The organism is Neoalteromonas facilis, from assembly GCF_002807665.1.
Classification (GTDB): Bacteria; Pseudomonadota; Gammaproteobacteria; order Enterobacterales; family Alteromonadaceae; genus Alteromonas_E; species Alteromonas_E facilis.
Genome location: NZ_PEAY01000002.1, coordinates 453370 through 471204, shown reverse-complemented (window position 1 = coordinate 471204; position 17835 = coordinate 453370). Strand labels below are relative to the sequence as shown.

19 protein-coding genes are annotated in these 17835 nt (G+C 46.0%); 6 read left to right on the top strand and 13 right to left on the bottom strand.

Features of this window, described 5'->3' with window-relative positions:
- Positions 1–96 precede the first annotated feature (96 nt).
- Positions 97–984 carry a glycoside hydrolase family 17 protein gene (locus CSH93_RS08335; protein ID WP_240615529.1) on the top strand — a complete coding sequence of 296 codons (888 nt, stop codon included), beginning with the start codon at positions 97–99 and terminating at the stop codon, positions 982–984.
- Positions 962–1942, top strand: a complete 981-nt coding sequence (locus CSH93_RS08330; protein WP_240615528.1) for a glycoside hydrolase family 17 protein — start codon at positions 962–964, stop codon at positions 1940–1942. The genes CSH93_RS08335 and CSH93_RS08330 overlap by 23 nt, the downstream gene beginning before the upstream one ends.
- 208 nt (positions 1943–2150) lie before the next feature.
- On the opposite strand, the gene CSH93_RS08325 is transcribed toward CSH93_RS08330, so the two are convergent.
- Both CSH93_RS08325 and CSH93_RS08320 read right to left on the bottom strand, forming a co-directional pair.
- Positions 2151–2579 carry a VOC family protein gene (locus tag CSH93_RS08325; RefSeq protein WP_100642767.1) on the bottom strand — a complete coding sequence of 143 codons (429 nt, stop codon included), beginning with the start codon at positions 2577–2579 and terminating at the stop codon, positions 2151–2153.
- A 13-nt stretch (positions 2580–2592) separates the two neighbouring features.
- The gene (locus tag CSH93_RS08320) at positions 2593–4011 is read right to left on the bottom strand and encodes an aldehyde dehydrogenase family protein (RefSeq protein WP_100642766.1); all 1419 of its coding nucleotides are present in this window, start codon (positions 4009–4011) and stop codon (positions 2593–2595) included.
- 273 nt (positions 4012–4284) lie between these two features.
- On the opposite strand from CSH93_RS08320, the gene CSH93_RS08315 reads away from it, so the two are divergent.
- On the top strand, positions 4285–5283 hold the full coding sequence (locus CSH93_RS08315; RefSeq protein WP_100642765.1) for a hypothetical protein: 999 nt from the start codon (positions 4285–4287) through the stop codon (positions 5281–5283).
- A 157-nt stretch (positions 5284–5440) separates the two neighbouring features.
- On the opposite strand, the gene CSH93_RS08310 is transcribed toward CSH93_RS08315, so the two are convergent.
- A complete protein-coding gene (locus CSH93_RS08310; protein ID WP_100642764.1) occupies positions 5441–5677 on the bottom strand; it encodes a hypothetical protein in 237 nt (78 codons plus the stop codon).
- A 53-nt stretch (positions 5678–5730) separates the two neighbouring features.
- Positions 5731–5979, bottom strand: a complete 249-nt coding sequence (locus CSH93_RS08305) for a hypothetical protein (RefSeq protein ID WP_100642763.1) — start codon at positions 5977–5979, stop codon at positions 5731–5733.
- A gap of 226 nt (positions 5980–6205) precedes the next feature.
- Between CSH93_RS08305 and CSH93_RS08300 the strand changes: the two genes are divergently transcribed.
- Positions 6206–6664, top strand: coding sequence for a globin family protein (locus tag CSH93_RS08300; RefSeq protein WP_100642762.1), 459 nt, complete (start codon positions 6206–6208; stop codon positions 6662–6664).
- 90 nt (positions 6665–6754) lie between these two features.
- On the opposite strand, the gene CSH93_RS08295 is transcribed toward CSH93_RS08300, so the two are convergent.
- Positions 6755–8053 carry an adenylosuccinate synthase gene (locus tag CSH93_RS08295; protein WP_100642761.1) on the bottom strand — a complete coding sequence of 433 codons (1299 nt, stop codon included), beginning with the start codon at positions 8051–8053 and terminating at the stop codon, positions 6755–6757.
- Between the two features lie 241 nt (positions 8054–8294).
- On the opposite strand from CSH93_RS08295, the gene CSH93_RS08290 reads away from it, so the two are divergent.
- The gene (locus CSH93_RS08290) at positions 8295–9971 is read left to right on the top strand and encodes an alpha-amylase family glycosyl hydrolase (protein ID WP_240615527.1); all 1677 of its coding nucleotides are present in this window, start codon (positions 8295–8297) and stop codon (positions 9969–9971) included.
- A 56-nt stretch (positions 9972–10027) separates the two neighbouring features.
- On the opposite strand, the gene CSH93_RS08285 is transcribed toward CSH93_RS08290, so the two are convergent.
- From CSH93_RS08285 to trxA, 4 genes are all read right to left on the bottom strand, one after another.
- Complete coding sequence (locus CSH93_RS08285; RefSeq protein WP_100642759.1) at positions 10028–10525, bottom strand: hypothetical protein; 498 nt, start codon at positions 10523–10525, stop codon at positions 10028–10030.
- Positions 10507–10698: a DUF2065 domain-containing protein gene (locus CSH93_RS08280; protein WP_205663244.1), complete on the bottom strand. Its 192-nt coding sequence runs from the start codon at positions 10696–10698 to the stop codon at positions 10507–10509. The genes CSH93_RS08285 and CSH93_RS08280 overlap by 19 nt, the downstream gene beginning before the upstream one ends.
- Positions 10698–11864: an aminotransferase class V-fold PLP-dependent enzyme gene (locus CSH93_RS08275; protein ID WP_100642758.1), complete on the bottom strand. Its 1167-nt coding sequence runs from the start codon at positions 11862–11864 to the stop codon at positions 10698–10700. The genes CSH93_RS08280 and CSH93_RS08275 overlap by 1 nt, the downstream gene beginning before the upstream one ends.
- 119 nt (positions 11865–11983) lie before the next feature.
- Positions 11984–12841, bottom strand: a complete 858-nt coding sequence (gene trxA, locus CSH93_RS08270; protein ID WP_100642757.1) for a thioredoxin — start codon at positions 12839–12841, stop codon at positions 11984–11986.
- 128 nt (positions 12842–12969) lie between these two features.
- Here trxA and CSH93_RS08265 point away from each other — a divergent pair, with 128 nt between their 5' ends.
- Positions 12970–13296, top strand: a complete 327-nt coding sequence (locus CSH93_RS08265) for an Mpo1-like protein (protein WP_100642823.1) — start codon at positions 12970–12972, stop codon at positions 13294–13296.
- A 63-nt stretch (positions 13297–13359) separates the two neighbouring features.
- Here the strand turns inward: CSH93_RS08265 and CSH93_RS08260 are convergent, their stop codons facing one another.
- The 4 genes from CSH93_RS08260 to CSH93_RS08245 all read right to left on the bottom strand — a co-directional run bounded on the left by CSH93_RS08260 (position 13360) and on the right by CSH93_RS08245 (position 17783).
- A complete protein-coding gene (locus CSH93_RS08260) occupies positions 13360–14466 on the bottom strand; it encodes a PQQ-dependent sugar dehydrogenase (RefSeq protein WP_100642756.1) in 1107 nt (368 codons plus the stop codon).
- A 16-nt stretch (positions 14467–14482) separates the two neighbouring features.
- A complete protein-coding gene (locus tag CSH93_RS08255; RefSeq protein WP_100642755.1) occupies positions 14483–14956 on the bottom strand; it encodes a Dps family protein in 474 nt (157 codons plus the stop codon).
- A 145-nt stretch (positions 14957–15101) separates the two neighbouring features.
- A complete protein-coding gene (locus CSH93_RS08250; protein ID WP_100642754.1) occupies positions 15102–15587 on the bottom strand; it encodes a copper chaperone PCu(A)C in 486 nt (161 codons plus the stop codon).
- 75 nt (positions 15588–15662) lie between these two features.
- Entirely contained in the window at positions 15663–17783 is a 2121-nt protein-coding gene (locus CSH93_RS08245) for a TonB-dependent receptor plug domain-containing protein (RefSeq protein WP_100642753.1), read from the bottom strand.
- Positions 17784–17835 lie beyond the last annotated feature (52 nt).

Sequence of the window (17835 nt, the reverse complement as noted above, 5' to 3'; positions counted from 1 at the left end):
TGCGAGCTGTAGTAACCCCAAACAGTCACTTGCGTTTGGTCATCGTTGAACGTAGAGAGACTACAAAGTACAAAGTACTATTTGAGGAATAGCATTGTGTCGAAATTAACCAACCCCTATCTGAGGAAAAGACATCAAAGTCAAGAGTCGCACTCTGCAGAAAACCAACGTCTGACTATCAAATCCATCATAGAGCAGGGTATTCATGGGCTATGTTTTAGCCCGTACATTGAGGGACAAGGACCGCGTTCGGTAATAACCAAAGGACAGGTGAAGCAACGATTAGAGTTGATTGCTGGAAATGTCAGCTGGGTAAGATCTTTTTCTTGTACCGAAGGCAATGAGTTGGTTCCTATCGTTGCCAAAGAAATGGGATTGAGTACTTTGGTCGGTGTGTGGTTAGATGATGATTTTGAAGCTAATGAGAGAGAACTAGCGGGCGCATTTGAACTGTTGGCACGTGGAGTCGTTGACATGTTAGCAGTTGGCAACGAAGTGATGTTACGCGAAGAAATGACAGCTCAGCAATTAGTAAGTTACATCGAAAGAGCAAAGGCCGCCGCTAAAGGAGTTCCGGTAGGCTATGTAGATGCGTACTACTTGTTCGAAGAAAATCCTATCGTTGCAGATGCTTGTGACATTGTATTCGCCAACTGCTATCCCTTCTGGGAAGGCTATGATATCAATCATGCTTTGGTATACATGAAAGATATGTACTATCGTGCGAAAGCGGTTGCTGGAGATAAGCCGGTTATTATTAGTGAAACTGGGTGGCCAAACCAAGGTTCACTGGAAGGACAGGCTTTGCCATCGGAACAAAATGCCATGCGGTACTTCATTGATGCTACACGCTGGACTGAGCAATTAAATATTCCCCTTTTCTATTTCTCCGCGTTTGATGAGGCATGGAAAATTGATGTTGAAGGCGACGTTGGCGCCTATTGGGGCTTGTGGGATAAAGATGGCAAACCTAAATTTTGGTAAGGAAAGTAGTAAACCCGTGCAACCGAATAAATTAGAATCAATCGATATCCTCTGTCGCAGAGCCATTTGCTATTCTGGCTATCGTCAAGGACAAAACCCCAGTATTGGAATTTATCCAAGTTATTCGCAAATACTTGAAGACTTAACTCTCTTGGTCGATGAGTGGCAATACCTTAGGCTCTATGACGCAGGCCCTCATGCGCACACTGTGTTAGAAGTTATTGCACGTGAAAAATTACCTTTTAAAGTTTTGCTCGGGATGGACCTAGCAGCTGAAGTCAGCAATCCAAATTGTCCATGGGATGCATACTATCCAGAGCATATTTTAGCTGAGAATCGAATTCGCAATGACAATGAATTAATGCGTGTAGTGCGGTTAGCGAACGAATATTGTGAACACGTATTGGCCATATCGATTGGCAACGAGGCCAGTGTTGAATGGACCGATCATAAGGTCGAAACTGAGCGATTAGTGCACTTTGCGGTTCAACTAAAAGGGCAAACACAAGCCCCAATAACCTTTTGCGAAAACTATGTGCCTTGGTCAAATGGTGAGTTAGATGATTTAGTGAGGAACATTGATTTTATATCGGTGCACAGTTACCCACTGTGGGAGTCTCAAAGTATTGAACATGCACTGCATTTTACTCAAGAAAATTACTACTCCGTCGCCGATAGATTTAAAGATAAGCCCGTGGTTATTACGGAAGCCGGCTGGACGACCAATGCCAATGGACACGCCTTCCCTGCGCACTTTGCAAACGAGAGATGGCAAGCAGACTACTGTGCTCAATTGCTAACATGGTGTGACTCGAAAGATATCTTGTGTTTCTTGTTTGAAGCCTTTGATGAGGCTTGGAAAGGGTCAGATGATCCAGCGGAGCCCGAAAAGCACTGGGGCATTTACCGCTTGAATCGACAGCCAAAGCCTGTCGTAAGAGAGCTCGCGAAAGCATAGCAATACGATCTAGCTGATTTGGCTTATGACGAAATGTAGAAAAAATAGAGGCCTAATAAATAGGCCCTATTATCTTCATGATCGTTAACAATTGGTCGTAATTGTTCTAAACACACTGTTCCGTCTCTGAGGAAGCTTTAGATGCTAAATCTAAGCTCTACGTGGAACACTGCATTTGACAATGGCGCAGCAAAACGGCGACTTTTTTTCAACTCGCAAACAGCTGCTTTAAGTCGGCAAAGGCTTTGAATTCCAAAGCATTACCGCATGGATCAAGTAGAAACATAGTGGATTGTTCGCCCACCTCCCCCTTAAAACGCGTATAAGGCTTGATCACGAACTCTACGTTGTTAGCCGTGAGTTTATCAGCCAACACTTGCCAATCAGAAGGAGACAGCACAACACCAAAATGCGGTACCGGTACTGATTTGTTATCTACTTGGTTATGCTGCGGCGCTGATGGCATGGTCGCTACTTGATGCGTCACCAATTGATGGCCAAAGAAATTCCAGTCAATCCATTGTGTGCTACTGCGCCCTTGCTCACATCCCAATAAATCACCATAGAACGCTCTGGCATTATCCAAGCTCGTCACGGGGATAGCCAAATGGAAAGGCGCGATTGTCGACTGACTCATAAACCAATACTCTCTACTGCAATTTCTTCAACAAACTCAGTTTAGTTTTGTTAAACGGCGCATAACGCACATCCAAATCAAACCAGAAACTGCGCTTCATAACCGATTTTAAATGGCTGAACGTATCGAAGCCCCATTTGCCGTGATAACTGCCCATGCCCGAGTGGCCAACACCACCAAACGGTAGCTCTGAGTTAACCATAAACATAAAGCCGTCATTAATGCACACACTACCGGCGCTGGTTTTATCCAAAATGCGCTGCTCCAAGTGAGAGTCGTGAGTAAAAATATACATTGCCAATGGTTTGGCGCGTTGATTCACAAATGCGATAGCATCATCCATCGAATCCACTGGAATAATAGGTAAAATCGGACCAAAAATTTCCTCGGTCATCACCGGATCAGTCGCGTCAGGGGCCTGTACTATAGTGGGTGCTATATACCTTTCATCGGTGTTTACCTCACCACCATGCACAACGTTTTGCCCTTCGAGGTAGCTGGCCAATCGAGCACAATGCCTTTCATTTACAATGCGGCCATAATCCTTCGACGCGTGCGGATCATTGCCATACTGCTTAATCAGCTTAGCTTTGATAGCGTCGACCAAAGGCTCAACGAAATCGCGCTTAACTAACACGTAATCCGGTGCCACACAGGTCTGCCCCGCATTCATCCATTTTGCCCACACTATGCGCTGAGCAGTGACGGCAAGGTTGGTATTGCTATCAACAATACACGGGCTTTTACCCCCCAGCTCTAGCGTTACCGGGGTTAAATGTTCAGCCGCGGCGCGCATCACTATTTTACCAACGGCTTCGCCGCCCGTATAAAAACTGTGGGCAAAAGGCAGTTTTAAAATCTCGGTTGTTTCATCTTTACCGCCTTCTATAACGGCAACAGCTTTATTGTCGAGGTATTGAGGCACTAATTTAGCAATCAATGCAGATGTAGCAACCGACAGCTCAGACGGCTTCAAAATAGCGCAGTTACCTGCTGCAATGGCTGCAATTAAAGGTGCCAGTACTAATTGGAACGGATAGTTCCATGCGCCAATAATTAACACCACGCCCAGAGGATCTGGTTTTAAATAGCTTTTACCTGGCTGTGCTAACAACGGAGAAGAAACCTTGCGCGGCCTCATCCACCCTTTCAGGTGTTTTATCGTGTGCTTTATTTCCGCTTGCAAATACCCTATTTCCGAGATCCAAGCTTCCATTTCACACTTACCCAGATCAGCTGCCAGTGCTTTTTGAATATCTAACTGATGCTCTACAATCATCTTATCGAGTTGACGTAATTGCTGAACGCGCCATGGATAGTCATGGGTCGCACCCGTTGCAAAATAGGCATTCAACTGGGTAAATGTATCCTCAATAAACCGAAAGTCTTCTTTACGGTTAGATCCTGAAATATCTGAAATAGTCGCAGTCATAAACGTCACTCAGCAGGCTGATTTGTACAGCATTATTGCACAGCCATTATCGATAGATGAAATGTTACTCGTGTTAACGTTAGTAATAGGGGCAACTCGGCATAAAAGCAATACGTAATGGAGTGGCTAAATATTCGTCATAATGGTTATTTTTGAATCGTCAATTTGACCAAACAGAGAACCAGTTTATTTAAACCACTGTTTATTATGGGTTTTATATTTTGGCTTCGATATTGCAAAACAGGCATGAATAGAAAAATAAAGGATAAACCTATGTACACTGATGAAGATTTAACCCTCGCCGTTAAACAAAACATATTCAGCCAAGAGGCTGTTTACGATTTTCGTCAATACATCAACCAAAGCCGCAACACTCATGCAGTAGATGAAGAAAATTTCCGTTTAATCAATGGCTTCAACGATATTTTCGTGGTCATCGCCAGTGCCTTATTGCTCGCATCCTTAGCTTGGATAGGGTATTCAATCACACCACCTCTAGGTGGTATTGCGGTGGCAGCAGGCTCGTGGGGCCTAGCTGAATATTTCGTCAATAAGCGTCGTATGGCATTACCGGCAATTGCGTTGTTGTTATCGTTTTTAGCGGGCCTTTTTGCTACCCCGATATTATTCCAGCCTGAAGTGAAAGAGTTTGCCCTGATTGCGTCTGGTTTACTCACCACTGTAGGCGCTATTGCGCACTGGTTACGTTTCCGTGTACCGATTACAGTAGCCGCTGGCGCTGCGGCAATAACCGCTGCAATATCTGCCGCCATTGTTTATTTCTTCCCGCCAACAGTGTATTACATCAATAACATTGTGTTGGTGTTCGGCTTAATGATTTTCGGTTTAGCGATGTATTGGGACAGCAAAGACACCTTAAGACAAACCCGTTCGTCTGACGTAGCGTTTTGGTTGCACCTTATTTCTGCACCGATGATTGTACATCCAATATTCCAAAGCCTTGGTGTACTAGATGGAAACGGTGGCTTGATGATTTCTGCGGTAGTACTTGGTCTTTATATCTTGATGGCATTGATTTCCATTGCAGTTGACCGTCGCGCTATCATGGTATCAGCACTGATTTATGTGATTTATACCTTCTCTGCGTTAATGGAAGACTTTGGAATGGTAACGTCTAGCTTTGCGATTACCGGCCTATGCATTGGCTCAACACTATTGTTATTGTCAGCGTTCTGGCACAGCTGCCGTCGCTGGGTATTGAAATTAGTACCACAGCAGTTACAGGTTAAATTACCGATTATAAAAGCATAATCATTCATCCAACAAAAAGGGCAGCTTAGGCTGCCCTTTTTTTATTTAAAAGTAAGCATAAATCTACTTTTTGATTACTATTGAATAAGGTTGTTTATCGGAGTAGCGCAATGGATGGCGTGTTGTATGCGTTAGTTTCACATATGTGTGTGAGCGTCTATTCGCCAATGTAATAGCGCCCAAGCATGATGCGCAGAACACCGTTGTCTCGCATCTCTTTTAAAGCCCGATTAAACACGGCGATTACCTCTGCGTGTTCTTTGTGGCAAGTGATGGCGTCACTTAAGTTTAACAGTTCCCATGACGGATCAAATGGAAACGCTTCGATAGATAAGTTGTCATAAGCAAAAAGCACATCAGGATAATAGACTATCGCATGTGTTGTTCTGTCCAACTGTAACGCTCTTAGGTTTGCTTCCTCATTGGCAACACAATAAGATCATATTCTTATGCTAAACCGGTGTCGTGCAAGATTTTGGTTAGCACATCATGATAAACACCATAGAAGGCAGCATTCTCGTCTGTTTGTATAGGGGTGGAATGGTAAAGCGAAGTCAATTCTGCAGCGGCAATCACGTAACGTTTAGCCTCAGCGTGATGACTCAATAGCGACAGGGTGATAACCCCAATGACCATTAGCCAATATTGTAGGGCGTCATGCCAAGTTAACTTTAATTGAGGCCTTTGCACTGCCATATGCGTTTTTTCCAAATAGTAAACTGGGTTTATCTAAGGCAAATGTTATCTGCTAGTTATTAGTTAAAAGTAGAACATGATTGCACCTGACGCAAAATAAGCTCGGCTACTTCTTGAACCTTCCTATCCAATCTAGCGTGATGACATAAATACGCAGAAATTCCGCACCTTTTATAAAACAGCTCTATACTCAGTTAATTGCCAATAGAATTTCAGCAGGTGCCCATTGAGTTTAAGTGAGAAAGATAAAGTGCTGGTTCAGCAAAGCTTCCAAAAAGTTGTGCCGATAGCCGATACAGCTGCGGAGATTTTTTACGCTAAACTGTTCGAGTATGACCCTACGTTGAAGCCACTATTTAAAGGGAACATGAAACAACAAGGGCAAATGCTGATGTCCACTTTAAAAGCGGCAGTTGAAGGACTTGACGATATTTCTGCGGTTGTAGAAACGCTTGAACAGTTAGCGCTACGACATGTCAAATACGGTGTAAAAGTTGACGACTACACGCCAGTTGGGAACGCGTTGTTATTTGCGTTACAGCAAGGCCTCGGAGACGGGTTTACTGCCGACGTGCGAACGGCCTGGGTCCACGTTTATAAAACGATTGCGGATGTGATGCGCTCAACGGCATACCCAGATTTTGACCCTAATACTTACACAAATACAAAGCGCTATAACCATTGAACAGTTATTCAGTTGGCCAATAAGCTTACTCACTATCATAAAAAAACCAGCGTAAACGCTGGTTTTTTTATTTATCTATAAACTGCTCTATTAGGCATCGTAAGGGTGGCGTACGACCATGGTGTGAGCACGATCAGGTCCAGTAGAAATGATATCCATTGGCACGCCTGTCAATTCTTCTAGGCGCTTGATGTAGTTTTTAGCCGCTTGCGGTAATTGGTCAAAATCAGTTAAACCGAAAGTATTCTCTGACCAACCCGGCATGCTTTCATACACCGGCGTAACCAACTCATAGCCATCAGCTGCCATTGGTGGTACATCTGCGATATTGCCATCCGCGTCTTTGTAACCGGTACAAATTTGTAGCTCTTCCAAGCCATCCAGTACGTCTAACTTAGTTAAACAAAAACCGGTGATTGAGTTAATTTGTACCGCACGCTTCATAGCGACCGCGTCAAACCAACCGGTGCGACGCTTACGGCCTGTTGTTGCACCAAACTCGTGGCCTTTAACACCTAAATGCTCACCCACTTTACAGTCGAGTTCTGTTGGGAAGGGGCCTGAACCTACGCGCGTTGTGTAGGCCTTAACAATACCTAACACATAGTCTAAATTAAGTGGGCCAAAACCTGCACCTGTCGCAACACCACCTACTGTAGTGTTTGAAGACGTCACATAGGGGTAAGTACCGTGGTCGATATCTAACAATGTACCTTGCGCACCTTCAAACATGATGGCATCACCACGTAAACGAGCTTTATCCAGTACGTCGGTCACGTCAACAACCATGGCTTTCAGCATATCGGCTACTGCCAATGCTTCTTTTAATACCGTGTCAAAATCAACCGCGGGGGCTTTATAGTATTCCGTCAACATGAAGTTGTGGTAGGCCAATACTTCTTTTAGCTTGGCAGCAAAGTCTTCAGCATTGAACAAATCACCAACGCGTAATCCACGGCGAGATACTTTGTCTTCGTACGCAGGACCAATACCACGACCGGTGGTACCGATTGCCTTATCGCCACGCGCACGTTCACGCGCTTGGTCAAGTGCAATGTGGAACGGCAAAATGAGAGGACATGCTTCACTGATCACAAGGCGTTCGCGCACTGGTACACCGCGATCTTCAAGCATTTTCATTTCAGTTAATAGTGCCTCAGGGCTCAATACAACACCGTTACCGATCACGCACGTTACGTTGTCACGCAAAATACCTGAAGGAATGAGGTGCAATACCGTCTTTTCACCATCAATAACGAGTGTGTGACCCGCATTGTGTCCACCCTGATATCGCACTACATATTTGGCGCGATCCGTAAGTAAGTCAACAACCTTACCTTTGCCCTCATCACCCCATTGGGTGCCGAGCACTACAACATTTTTAGCCATGGAAATTTACTATCGAAAAAATAGACGCGGATTCTAACAAAAAACTCTTTAGCTGTTGACCTTTTTTCGAACAGTTAGCTCAAGTTCCCTAAGCGTTAGAGCCAGAAGCCTGATTTTACTTAAAAAAACCATTGGTCATTTATTGTGAACGAACAGATAAACACGGTTTTGCAAACGTATGTAAAGTGACAGGCTGTTAACCACATGTAAACTTATTGCAAATTTTGTAACCATGGATCCTATGAAACCTATATTCCCGATTGCGTTTGCCTTATGCAGTTTTACATCTGCCGCCACTCAAGCGCCTGACACTTTCATTGGCACGCAGGAGCCTTTTGCCCAAGAAGCTGTCTACTTTGCCCTGACTGACCGATTTGTCGATGGCGACCCAACGAACAACCATGAAAACCAAGGCAAAGACATGTATGAGGGGAAGTGGTTCTCCTTTAACCGCCCACTTAAAGGCCCGGATGGTCAAGAGGCTAACGTTGGATACCTGGGCGGTGATCTACAAGGTGTACTAAACAACGCTGACTATATAAAAGCCATGGGTTTTACCTCCATATGGCTAACGCCTATTTGGGATAACCCTGATCAAGCCTTCAGCGGTGGTGAAACCATCACCTATGCAGGGGGCTACAAAGATGGCGGTAAAACCGGTTATCACGGCTATTGGGCACACAATTTCTATCAAGCCGATGAGCACCTTGTCTCTGACAACCTATCATTCGCTGATTTCACCCAGCAACTGAAGCAGAAAGGATTGAAGTTTGTACTGGATATCGTGGCGAATCACGGCTCACCATCCTACTCCATGCCGACCGATCAGCCACAATTTGGTGAACTTTACGATGCCAAGGGCAACGTGGTTGCCGATCATCAAAATCTATCACCAGAAGATTTATCTGATGACAACCCACTGCATGAATTTTATAACCGCAAGCCAGGCCTTGCTCAGTTGTCGGATATCAACGAAAACAGCGATGCTGCCTACGACTATTTACTCGGCGCTTACCGCTTTTGGTTAAAGCAGGGCGTTGACGCCATCCGTATAGATACCATCAAAGAGATGCCGCACCATTTCTGGCAACGTGTCAGCAAAGATATACGCAAGGATTATCCTGGTATGTTTATGTTTGGTGAGAGCTATTCCTATGATGCCAATTTCATTGCAGAACACACCTACCCACAAAACGGTGGTGTAAGCGTACTGGATTTTCCCGGTAGGCTGGCAATCACGGGCGTATTCGAATCGGCTGAAAGTGATTACGCAGACATACTCTCATATTTGCATCTCGATTCTGGCGTTTATCAAAATCCTTATGAGTTGATGACGTTTTACGATAACCATGACATGGCACGCATGAATGCCACAGACGCTGGGTTTATCAATGCCAACAACTGGCTATTCACTAGCCGCGGCATTCCCGTGATCTATTATGGCTCTGAAATCAACTTTATGACCGGCAAGCCCGAGCATGAAGGCAATCGCAACTACTTTGGCCAAGCCAATGTCGATATTGCCAAAACTCACCCAATCCAACAGAACTTAACGCGCATTGCGAATCTGCGTAAAGCGACTCCTGCCCTGCAACGCGGGCTGCAATTAAACCTCACGTTCTCAGGCAATGTTGCCAGCTTCTATCGCGTTTTACAGCATGAAAGCACGACGCAAACCGCGTTAGTCGTGTTGAATAAAGGAGAGCAAGCCACACACGTTACGTTCGACTCACTGTTAAACCAAGGTGACTGGCAGGATGCCTTTAGCGGTGATTCGGTTACGGTTGTCGAAGGCCAACCGCTGACTGTCGATGTACCGGAAAATGGCGTACGGGTATTGCTATTTAATCAACCATTATCTAACCCTGAGCTACTGCAAAAGTTACGGGCATTGCAGCAGGCAGCCTTAAGATCATAAGCGACATGGGGTTGGCCTTATGGATACTGTCATCAGGCCACCTCTATTGAAGAACGCTATTGCATCGCCAGGGCAACAACTCCCAAGGTATATCCTCCTTGGTGAAACACTTGAACACTGTCATTGTTTAACGTGAACGACTGAGTAAGGTCGTTGAAGGTTGTTGCGTCGGTTCGCACTCTTAATTGTAAGCGGTACTCGCGCGCTTCAAGTGATTCGGTCACCACCATTGCATTAATCGAAATAGCCGGATTTGCATTAGGTAATTTAATATTGCTAAGACCCGTCATGGGCGCACTCGACGGGCTTACCTGCGGACTAAATGTTTGACCGTGCAACAGGGCAAACACCTGTGGTGCGTCATTTCTGCACACGGCTACCAATATTGAGCGGGGCCTGGCCGGCGTGACATGGGTGATAGCACGATGGGCAAGCAGGGTTTGTGTGACCGTATTGGCACAGGTATTATCTTTTGGCATTGCCTGCGGAGATGCCACCAGCAGCGTGGCATTTAACAGCGCCGTCAGCGAGATAACTAACGGAGCAAAAACCATACACTGATCCCCCCTATAACCACCAATATTCCTCCAACGCGACGAAGCTCATTGGCGGGCTGCAAACTTATCGAGAACATAAATTTTTGCCAGCGTTTAGGAAACAACAGTGGCCCTATGCCTTCGATAATCAGCACCATACTCAGCGCAATTAACCACGTTGAAGTGTCCATTAGCGAGGCTCGCCCGCCAAGCAAGATAAATCGTATTGCTCAGGTACATGATAAAGCGCAAATCCAAACCGCAAGCGATTGCCACGGTAGTCCGTTAACACGCCGTGTTCCGCTAGATGATCGTGTAACTGCCCCGCTACATCAGCATCGGGCAATTCAAAGGTTAGGAAGTGGCCGTGTTCATCCAAGTCCCGGCACAATAACGCGTCACGATTGATTAACGGATGTTGCAACTCATCTAAATAGGCGAGAAACGCTTGCTGGCATGACTGAATGTAACGGTTAATTTTCTCAACGGTTAACCCTTCTTGCTCAAATAGGTTCAGCACGGCTAATAATCGGTAAATGGCACTGAAATCCATAGTCGCACCGGCGAACCGCATGCCATTTTTACTGTATTTAACTTCACCCGTCTTCGCGGCACTTAACTCACCAAACTCTGCATACCAACCAGTGTATTCTGGTCGTAACTCGCAGCCCTCGGGCACCACCGCAAAGCAAGCGCCTTCACCCCCTTGCGCATACTTGTAACTACCAGCCAAATAAAATGCACGCTGCGTGATCTGGCTTAGGTCTGTCGGTTTAGCCATAAAGCCATGATAACCATCAACCACTACCAGTGTTTCCGGGTTAGTCACTGCACTGACGATTGCCTCGACGTCGTCAACCACTACACCTGAATTGAAGAACACTTGGCTAAAGAACACCAAATCGAAATCATTGTTGTTAATTTCGGCAATCATCCGCGTGCTAAAATCGGCATAGGGTGCCGATGTCACACGAGTCACCTTTACTCTGGCGGACTCTTCCAGTCGGGCTATTTGACGCGAAAAGCTGTGAAACTCACTGTCAGTGGTCAACACATTCAGTGTTTTATCCGTCGGCAAGCATGACAGGATGCGATACAACAATTCATGGGTATTGGGTGCAAACACAATTTGGTCAGGCGCGGGTACATTGAGCACAGCCGCAATTTTTTGCTGAACCTGCGGAATACAGGTTTGAAAAAAGTAACCCCATTTGTCGTCTACATAACTAGCGGTGTCATCCCAATATTGCATATGGGCTTCACGCGTAACATCCGGCCAAAAATAATGACTGTGGCAGGCAAAGTGCTGGCGCTTAGGGTTCGCTGCGATAAATCGAGAATACAGATGTTGATACATGTGTCAGGGTCTACAGATTAAAATACACGTTAGCTGCGCGAATACTATCACGCAACTCCCTGCATCAGCACCTATGTTATGGGGATTTTATGGTCCGAGGAGGTTGTTCTCCCCGCACACTAGTAGAGCAAACTGTATACCTTACGACGGTATTTCGACTTCAACGCATCGCCGTCTGGTAATGCATTGACCATATCCAGAAACAGCTTTTTCGCCTCACCAAAATTCAGGTCTTTACTGATAACACTGAATAGCATCTCCAGCGCCTCTTCATTCTTGTGCGCTTGTTGCAATTGCACGGAGAGTTGTACGCGTGTTTCAAAATCATCCGGATCCGCGGCTAGCTTTTCTTGTAACGCTTTAAGCTCTGGAGAGTCTGCGGCTTGTTCGGCAAGCTCAATTTTGCCTTGCAAGGCACTGTAGCGACCATCCTGATCAACAAGACCAATCGTCGCTAAAATCTCTTTTGCTTGTTCGATGTAGCCTTGCTCGATATTGCAATCAGCCATCATCAGCTTGCCATCGAGATTGTCCGGATTGAGTTCAAACGCCTTTTTCACAATTGGGAACGCGTCAGCATAATTCGATTCGGCGATTAGCGCGGCGGCTTGTTCTAGCAATCCCTCTTCAGGCGAAGGTAAATGCTTAGCCAGCATTTCACGGATTTGGCTTTCAGGTTGAACACCCGCAAAACCATCCACCGGCTGCCCTTCTTTAACCAGCATCACGGTCGGCAGATTACGCACGCCAAATTGGCCTGCTATCTCTTGCTGTTTGTCGCAATCAACGGTGGCTAAGATCACTTCATTTGCATATTCGGCGGCGAGCTTCTGCAAAATCGGCATCAAATCCTTACAGGGTTCACACCATTCTGCCCAAAAATCCACGATCACTAATTTTTCTTGTGATTGCTGGATCAGCACTTGCTGAAAGTTTTCTGGGGTGAGCTCTACGATATTTGAGGACAGATTTTGCATTGAATAACAGCCGTGTATTTGCCAAGATGGCTATAATATGTGGTATTAAAAATGAATATCAACCCGACCGTATACCGGATAACGCAATATTACTGTCCTCAGGTCAACAACCCGCATTGGTGAGCACTATGCAAGCAGAACAGCAACAACAAACGTTTTCGACATTTGCCGAGTTTTATCCGTATTACTTAAACGAACACCAAGATGCACGCTGCCGCCTATTACACTTTATTGGTTCATGGCTGGTGTTGGCTGTTATTGCCGCTGCGATATTCACTCAGAACTGGGCGCTGCTGTGGTTAATGCCCGTCATTGGGTATGGCTTTGCATGGGTTGGGCATTTCTTTTTCGAACATAACAAACCTGCCACCTTCACTTACCCCTTTTACAGCCTAATGGGTGACTGGGTAATGTTTAAAGATATTCTGATTGGGCGTATATCGATAAAATCCTGATCTGACAAACATTAAAAAAAGGCGGTCTGTATGACCGCCTTTTTTATTGACTTGCGATATCGTTTATTTGGGTGATACCTGTAATAACTTACCGTTTGGTTCATCCGTTAGCAGGTAAATAAGACCATCTTGCCCAACGATAACGTCACGAATGCGTTCGCCACGATCACGCAGTAACTCATGCTGAGCCACAACATTATTGTTGTCATCTAACTCAACCCGACGTAAGTGATCAAATTTCAACGAACCGACTAATAAGTCACCTTTCCACTCGGTAAATGCGTCACCGTCATAAAAGTCCATTCCACTTGGCGCGATAGATGGTGTCCAGTGAAGAAATGGCTGCTGCATTCCCTCTTTTTCTGTCAAGTCAGACACTGGCGTATCGTTATAGTTAACGCCATAGGTGATCACTGGCCAGCCATAGTTATTGCCTTTCTCCAAGATATTAACTTCATCGCCGCCCTTCGGACCATGTTCATTTGTCCAGACTTGTCCGCTAACCGGGTGTACCGTCATGCCTTGAACATTTCGGTGACCGTAGGTAAACACTTGAGGTGCTGCACCACTGACAAACGGATTATCTGCAGGCACAACACCATCGGTCTTAATGCGCACTACGGTGCCAATATGGTTATCCGTGTTTTGCGCTTGGTCACGCTGTGAACCTCTATCACCGAGTGAGATAAACAAATAGCCTTCACCGTCGATCACCACGCGGCAGCCAAAATGAAACCCGGTATCAATACGCGGAGAGGCGGTAAATATGGTTTTCACATTGCTCAGTGAATTCCCTTTTAACTCAGCCTTCGCAACGGTGCTAGCGGCACCACCTTCGCCGGGACTGCTGTAACAAAAATACAGGGTATTGTTGCTGGCAAAATCCGGATCCGCCGTAATACCTAATAAGCCACCTTGATTTTGTGCAACGACCTCAGGTACGCCGGTAATTGGCTCGCCTAATGTGCCTTGGCTAAAGCGGCGCATAGTTCCCGGACGTTCATTGATAATAAAATCGCCATTGGGCAACTGCACCATTCCCCAAGGGTGGCTCAATCCGTCGGTTAATTCTTTAACTTGAACCGAGTTGTCCGTCGACTCAGTAGCCAATGTAATGGTTGGCGAGAGCAACATCGCCCCCGCCAGCATCAAAGCATTTTTCACTTTCATTTTAGCAATTCCAGCCTTACTTAGATTGAGTAGCGCGTAGCATCCACGCGGTTTTCTCATGCACGCGCATGCGATCAGAAACTAACGCAGCAGTGGACTCATCATCAGCGTCTTGCGCTACACTCAAGACTGCCCGACAAGTTTTAACCACTTGCTCGTGACCTTTAGTCAATAGTGCAACCATTTCACTGGCCTCTGGTACGCCTTCCACTTCTTTGATTGAGCTTAATTCCGCAAACGCCTTGTAAGTGCCCGGAGCAGCCACATCGAGTGTACGAATACGCTCAGCAATATCATCCACGGCGATGGCCAACTCGGTGTAATGTTCTTCGAACATTAGGTGTAGTTCACGAAACTGTGGACCAATCACATTCCAATGGAAATTATGTGTTTGTAAATACAACGTATAAGAATCAGCCAATAAACGCTTCAAACCATCTGCAATCGCAATTCGGTTTGACTCATTAATGCCTATATCAATCTTATGCATGGAAACTCCTTTGTTTGGTTATCAGCATCATACTGATAATCGATTTTAACGCCGACAAAAAGCGACAGAGCAATGATGTCTGTCGTTAGGTTGCGTCATGTATTTAACGGTGTAACTCAATATTTAGATTTCTACTTGATCAACACTACTCATGATGATGGTGGTGTTCGTGCTCGTTACCCGCATCAGCTTTGACCGGCACTTGAATGGTGATATCGGGCGCGTTTTCGAACTGTAAAACCAACGCAAATGTCTGCCCTTCATTCAATCCTGACGCTAACCCCATAAGCATAATATGTTTACCACCGGGCGCAAATTCTAGTGTACTACTACCCTTGATGATCACACCGTCTTTTTGATGGCGCATTTTCATCACGTCTCCATCCATCAGCACATCATGCACTTGCGCTTCGTTGGCAATGGCATCACTCACACTGGCACCTATCAACTTTAGGTCCTCAGCGCCTTGATTATTCAAGCTAAAATAAACAGCGCCTGTGGTCGCCAAGGCAAATGTCGCGCGCGCCCATGGGTTTGAAATCTCAACGTTTGGGGTCGTTGAAGCCATGGCTTGACCAACCCACGCTAATACTAATAGGCCTAGCGTCATTACACGGATGCGTACTTTCATAAATCCTCACTTTTTTAACGATGCACTGTGCCCGCGATACGCAAGCACAGCATAATTAGTTTGTTGTACTTGCGATTACCACAGGTAACGCACAGACACGTTTACCGAACGGCCCATTTCTGGAATACGCTCACCTATCGCCAGGGTGTCTGACATAACCCGATTTACGCCGCCTAAATGCGTCGCGTACTGCTTATCTAACAGATTATTGATCGCCACATTTAAGGTCAACCCTTCCGCCAAGACTTTAGCGCCGCCCAGATTGACTACCGCATATCCGGGTGTAATCTGTTCATTCTGAATTAGTGATACCTCATCCTGACGACTCACCAGTGTTAGCGCTGCATATGCCTGCCAGTCACCTTCTGCATAGTGAGTGCTCACATCCAACCGTTGCGGCGCAATACGATATAACGGTTGGTCGAGCGCTACATCATTACCGCGTACCCATTCATAAGCCGCTTGTAGCGACCAATGCTGAGTAATATTCACAGAGGCCGATACATCAAATCCATAGAGCTCGGCTTCAATGTTTTGCCACTGCAGTGGCATGGCCGCGCCCATCATCATGGCTATTGCATTCGCTGAAGGATTGTCACTCGGTCGCCCTAAAATGTAGTCCGCTACATCGTAATAAAATACGCGAGGCTTCACGCTGGCTTGTTTCGTTTGATAGGTCAGCGCCAATTCGTATTCGCGCGCTTTTTCTTCTTGCAGATCAAGATTACCTAAATAGTTTCTACCATCTGCTAAGCCCGCGGATATACCCAATGGAAACCAGGTAAATAAGGCGTGATATCCCGGTGCTCGCCCTTTCTCCGCCACGGTTGCAAAGAGCGTCCAGTCATCATCCAGCGCCAACCCTGCTTGCAAACTGACATCAACCCAAGTGCGTGTTTGTGATTTGTCCGCACGATTAAACGCCATGGCCAATGCCGCTGCATTAGGGTTCATCATAGCCATGCTAGTGCCGACATCCATAGCATCGAAACTCACGCGTGTTGGACGCAATCCGAAGGTCGCAAAAACGCCTGAATCGTCACGCCAATTCAACTCAGAAAAAGCTGTTAACAGATCGCGCTCAACCCCGTTGAAGTTACGAATAAAAAACATCTCATTGGCGGGGTTTATAATATCACTTTCGTGATCACGCTCGACAGCCTCTACGCCAGAAACCCAGTAGATAGCTGATGAATCGACTCGCCATTCGCGCTCATATTCAGCAGCAAAACCCAATACATCGCTACTAACACCATTGCGCCGTTGCATGGCCGGCATGGCGTTTCTCAGCACAAAGTTGCTCATATCATGACGATTATTGTTGCCAAATAACCGCACCCGAAAGGTCGCGTCATTGGCTTGATACTGATACTGAGTGCGGTACCAAAGTGCGGTGATAAACTCTATATCCATGGCTAACGCTGGCGTGCCGGCAACGTTTGTTTTGTTGTAGCCCACATCATAAGTCAATTCGTGGACATCACTGGCCCAGATACCGGATACACTTCCCAACAACCTTTCATACAATGTGTGATTCACGTCATCACCTTTGGCGTCTTGGTAGTTTTCCCCGACTTGGTATTGGGCAGCAACGCGCAAACCCCATGAGCTGTCGACCCACTCGTTAAATGTACTGTATTGCTCACGCCCACCGTTATCGGTGTAATCTGCTGCGAGATTTCCGCTATATTGCAAAGAATTGTTGTGGCTTAACTGCCAATCTTGTTGCTCAAATTTTATCGCGCCACCGATTGACTCATAGCCTGCACTGACGGGCGCGATACCGCGATAAAAGGTCACTTTAGGATGCTGCGCTACGATCACATGCGATAGCGGCGAATCCATAGCATTAGGGCCCGCACCAAACACACTGGCGCCTTGATGACTCACATGAATTCGGTCTCCAAACATGCCACGATGCTGCACTATACCGGTCACAACGCCGTTGCTATTAATCGAATAGCCCGGCTCAGTGTCTATTTGTTCGCGCACATCAGGTGCGATGCCTGAAACCAATGTGCGATTGATAGTGTCGTCTTTGGTTGCGACTTGACCGTGTACAGTGATCCGTTCAATCATCACCTGCTCAGATGCATCAGGTGTTTGTAATTCTGTGGCCAAAACTGGCCCACTTAAACAGACAGAAATAGCCAGCGTGACAGGCGTCACACGCCAGTTGGGAGTAGATAAAAACATAAATATCCTTCAAAAAACGTTAAAACCGTCGCTCATGGCGACAAACTTGTAA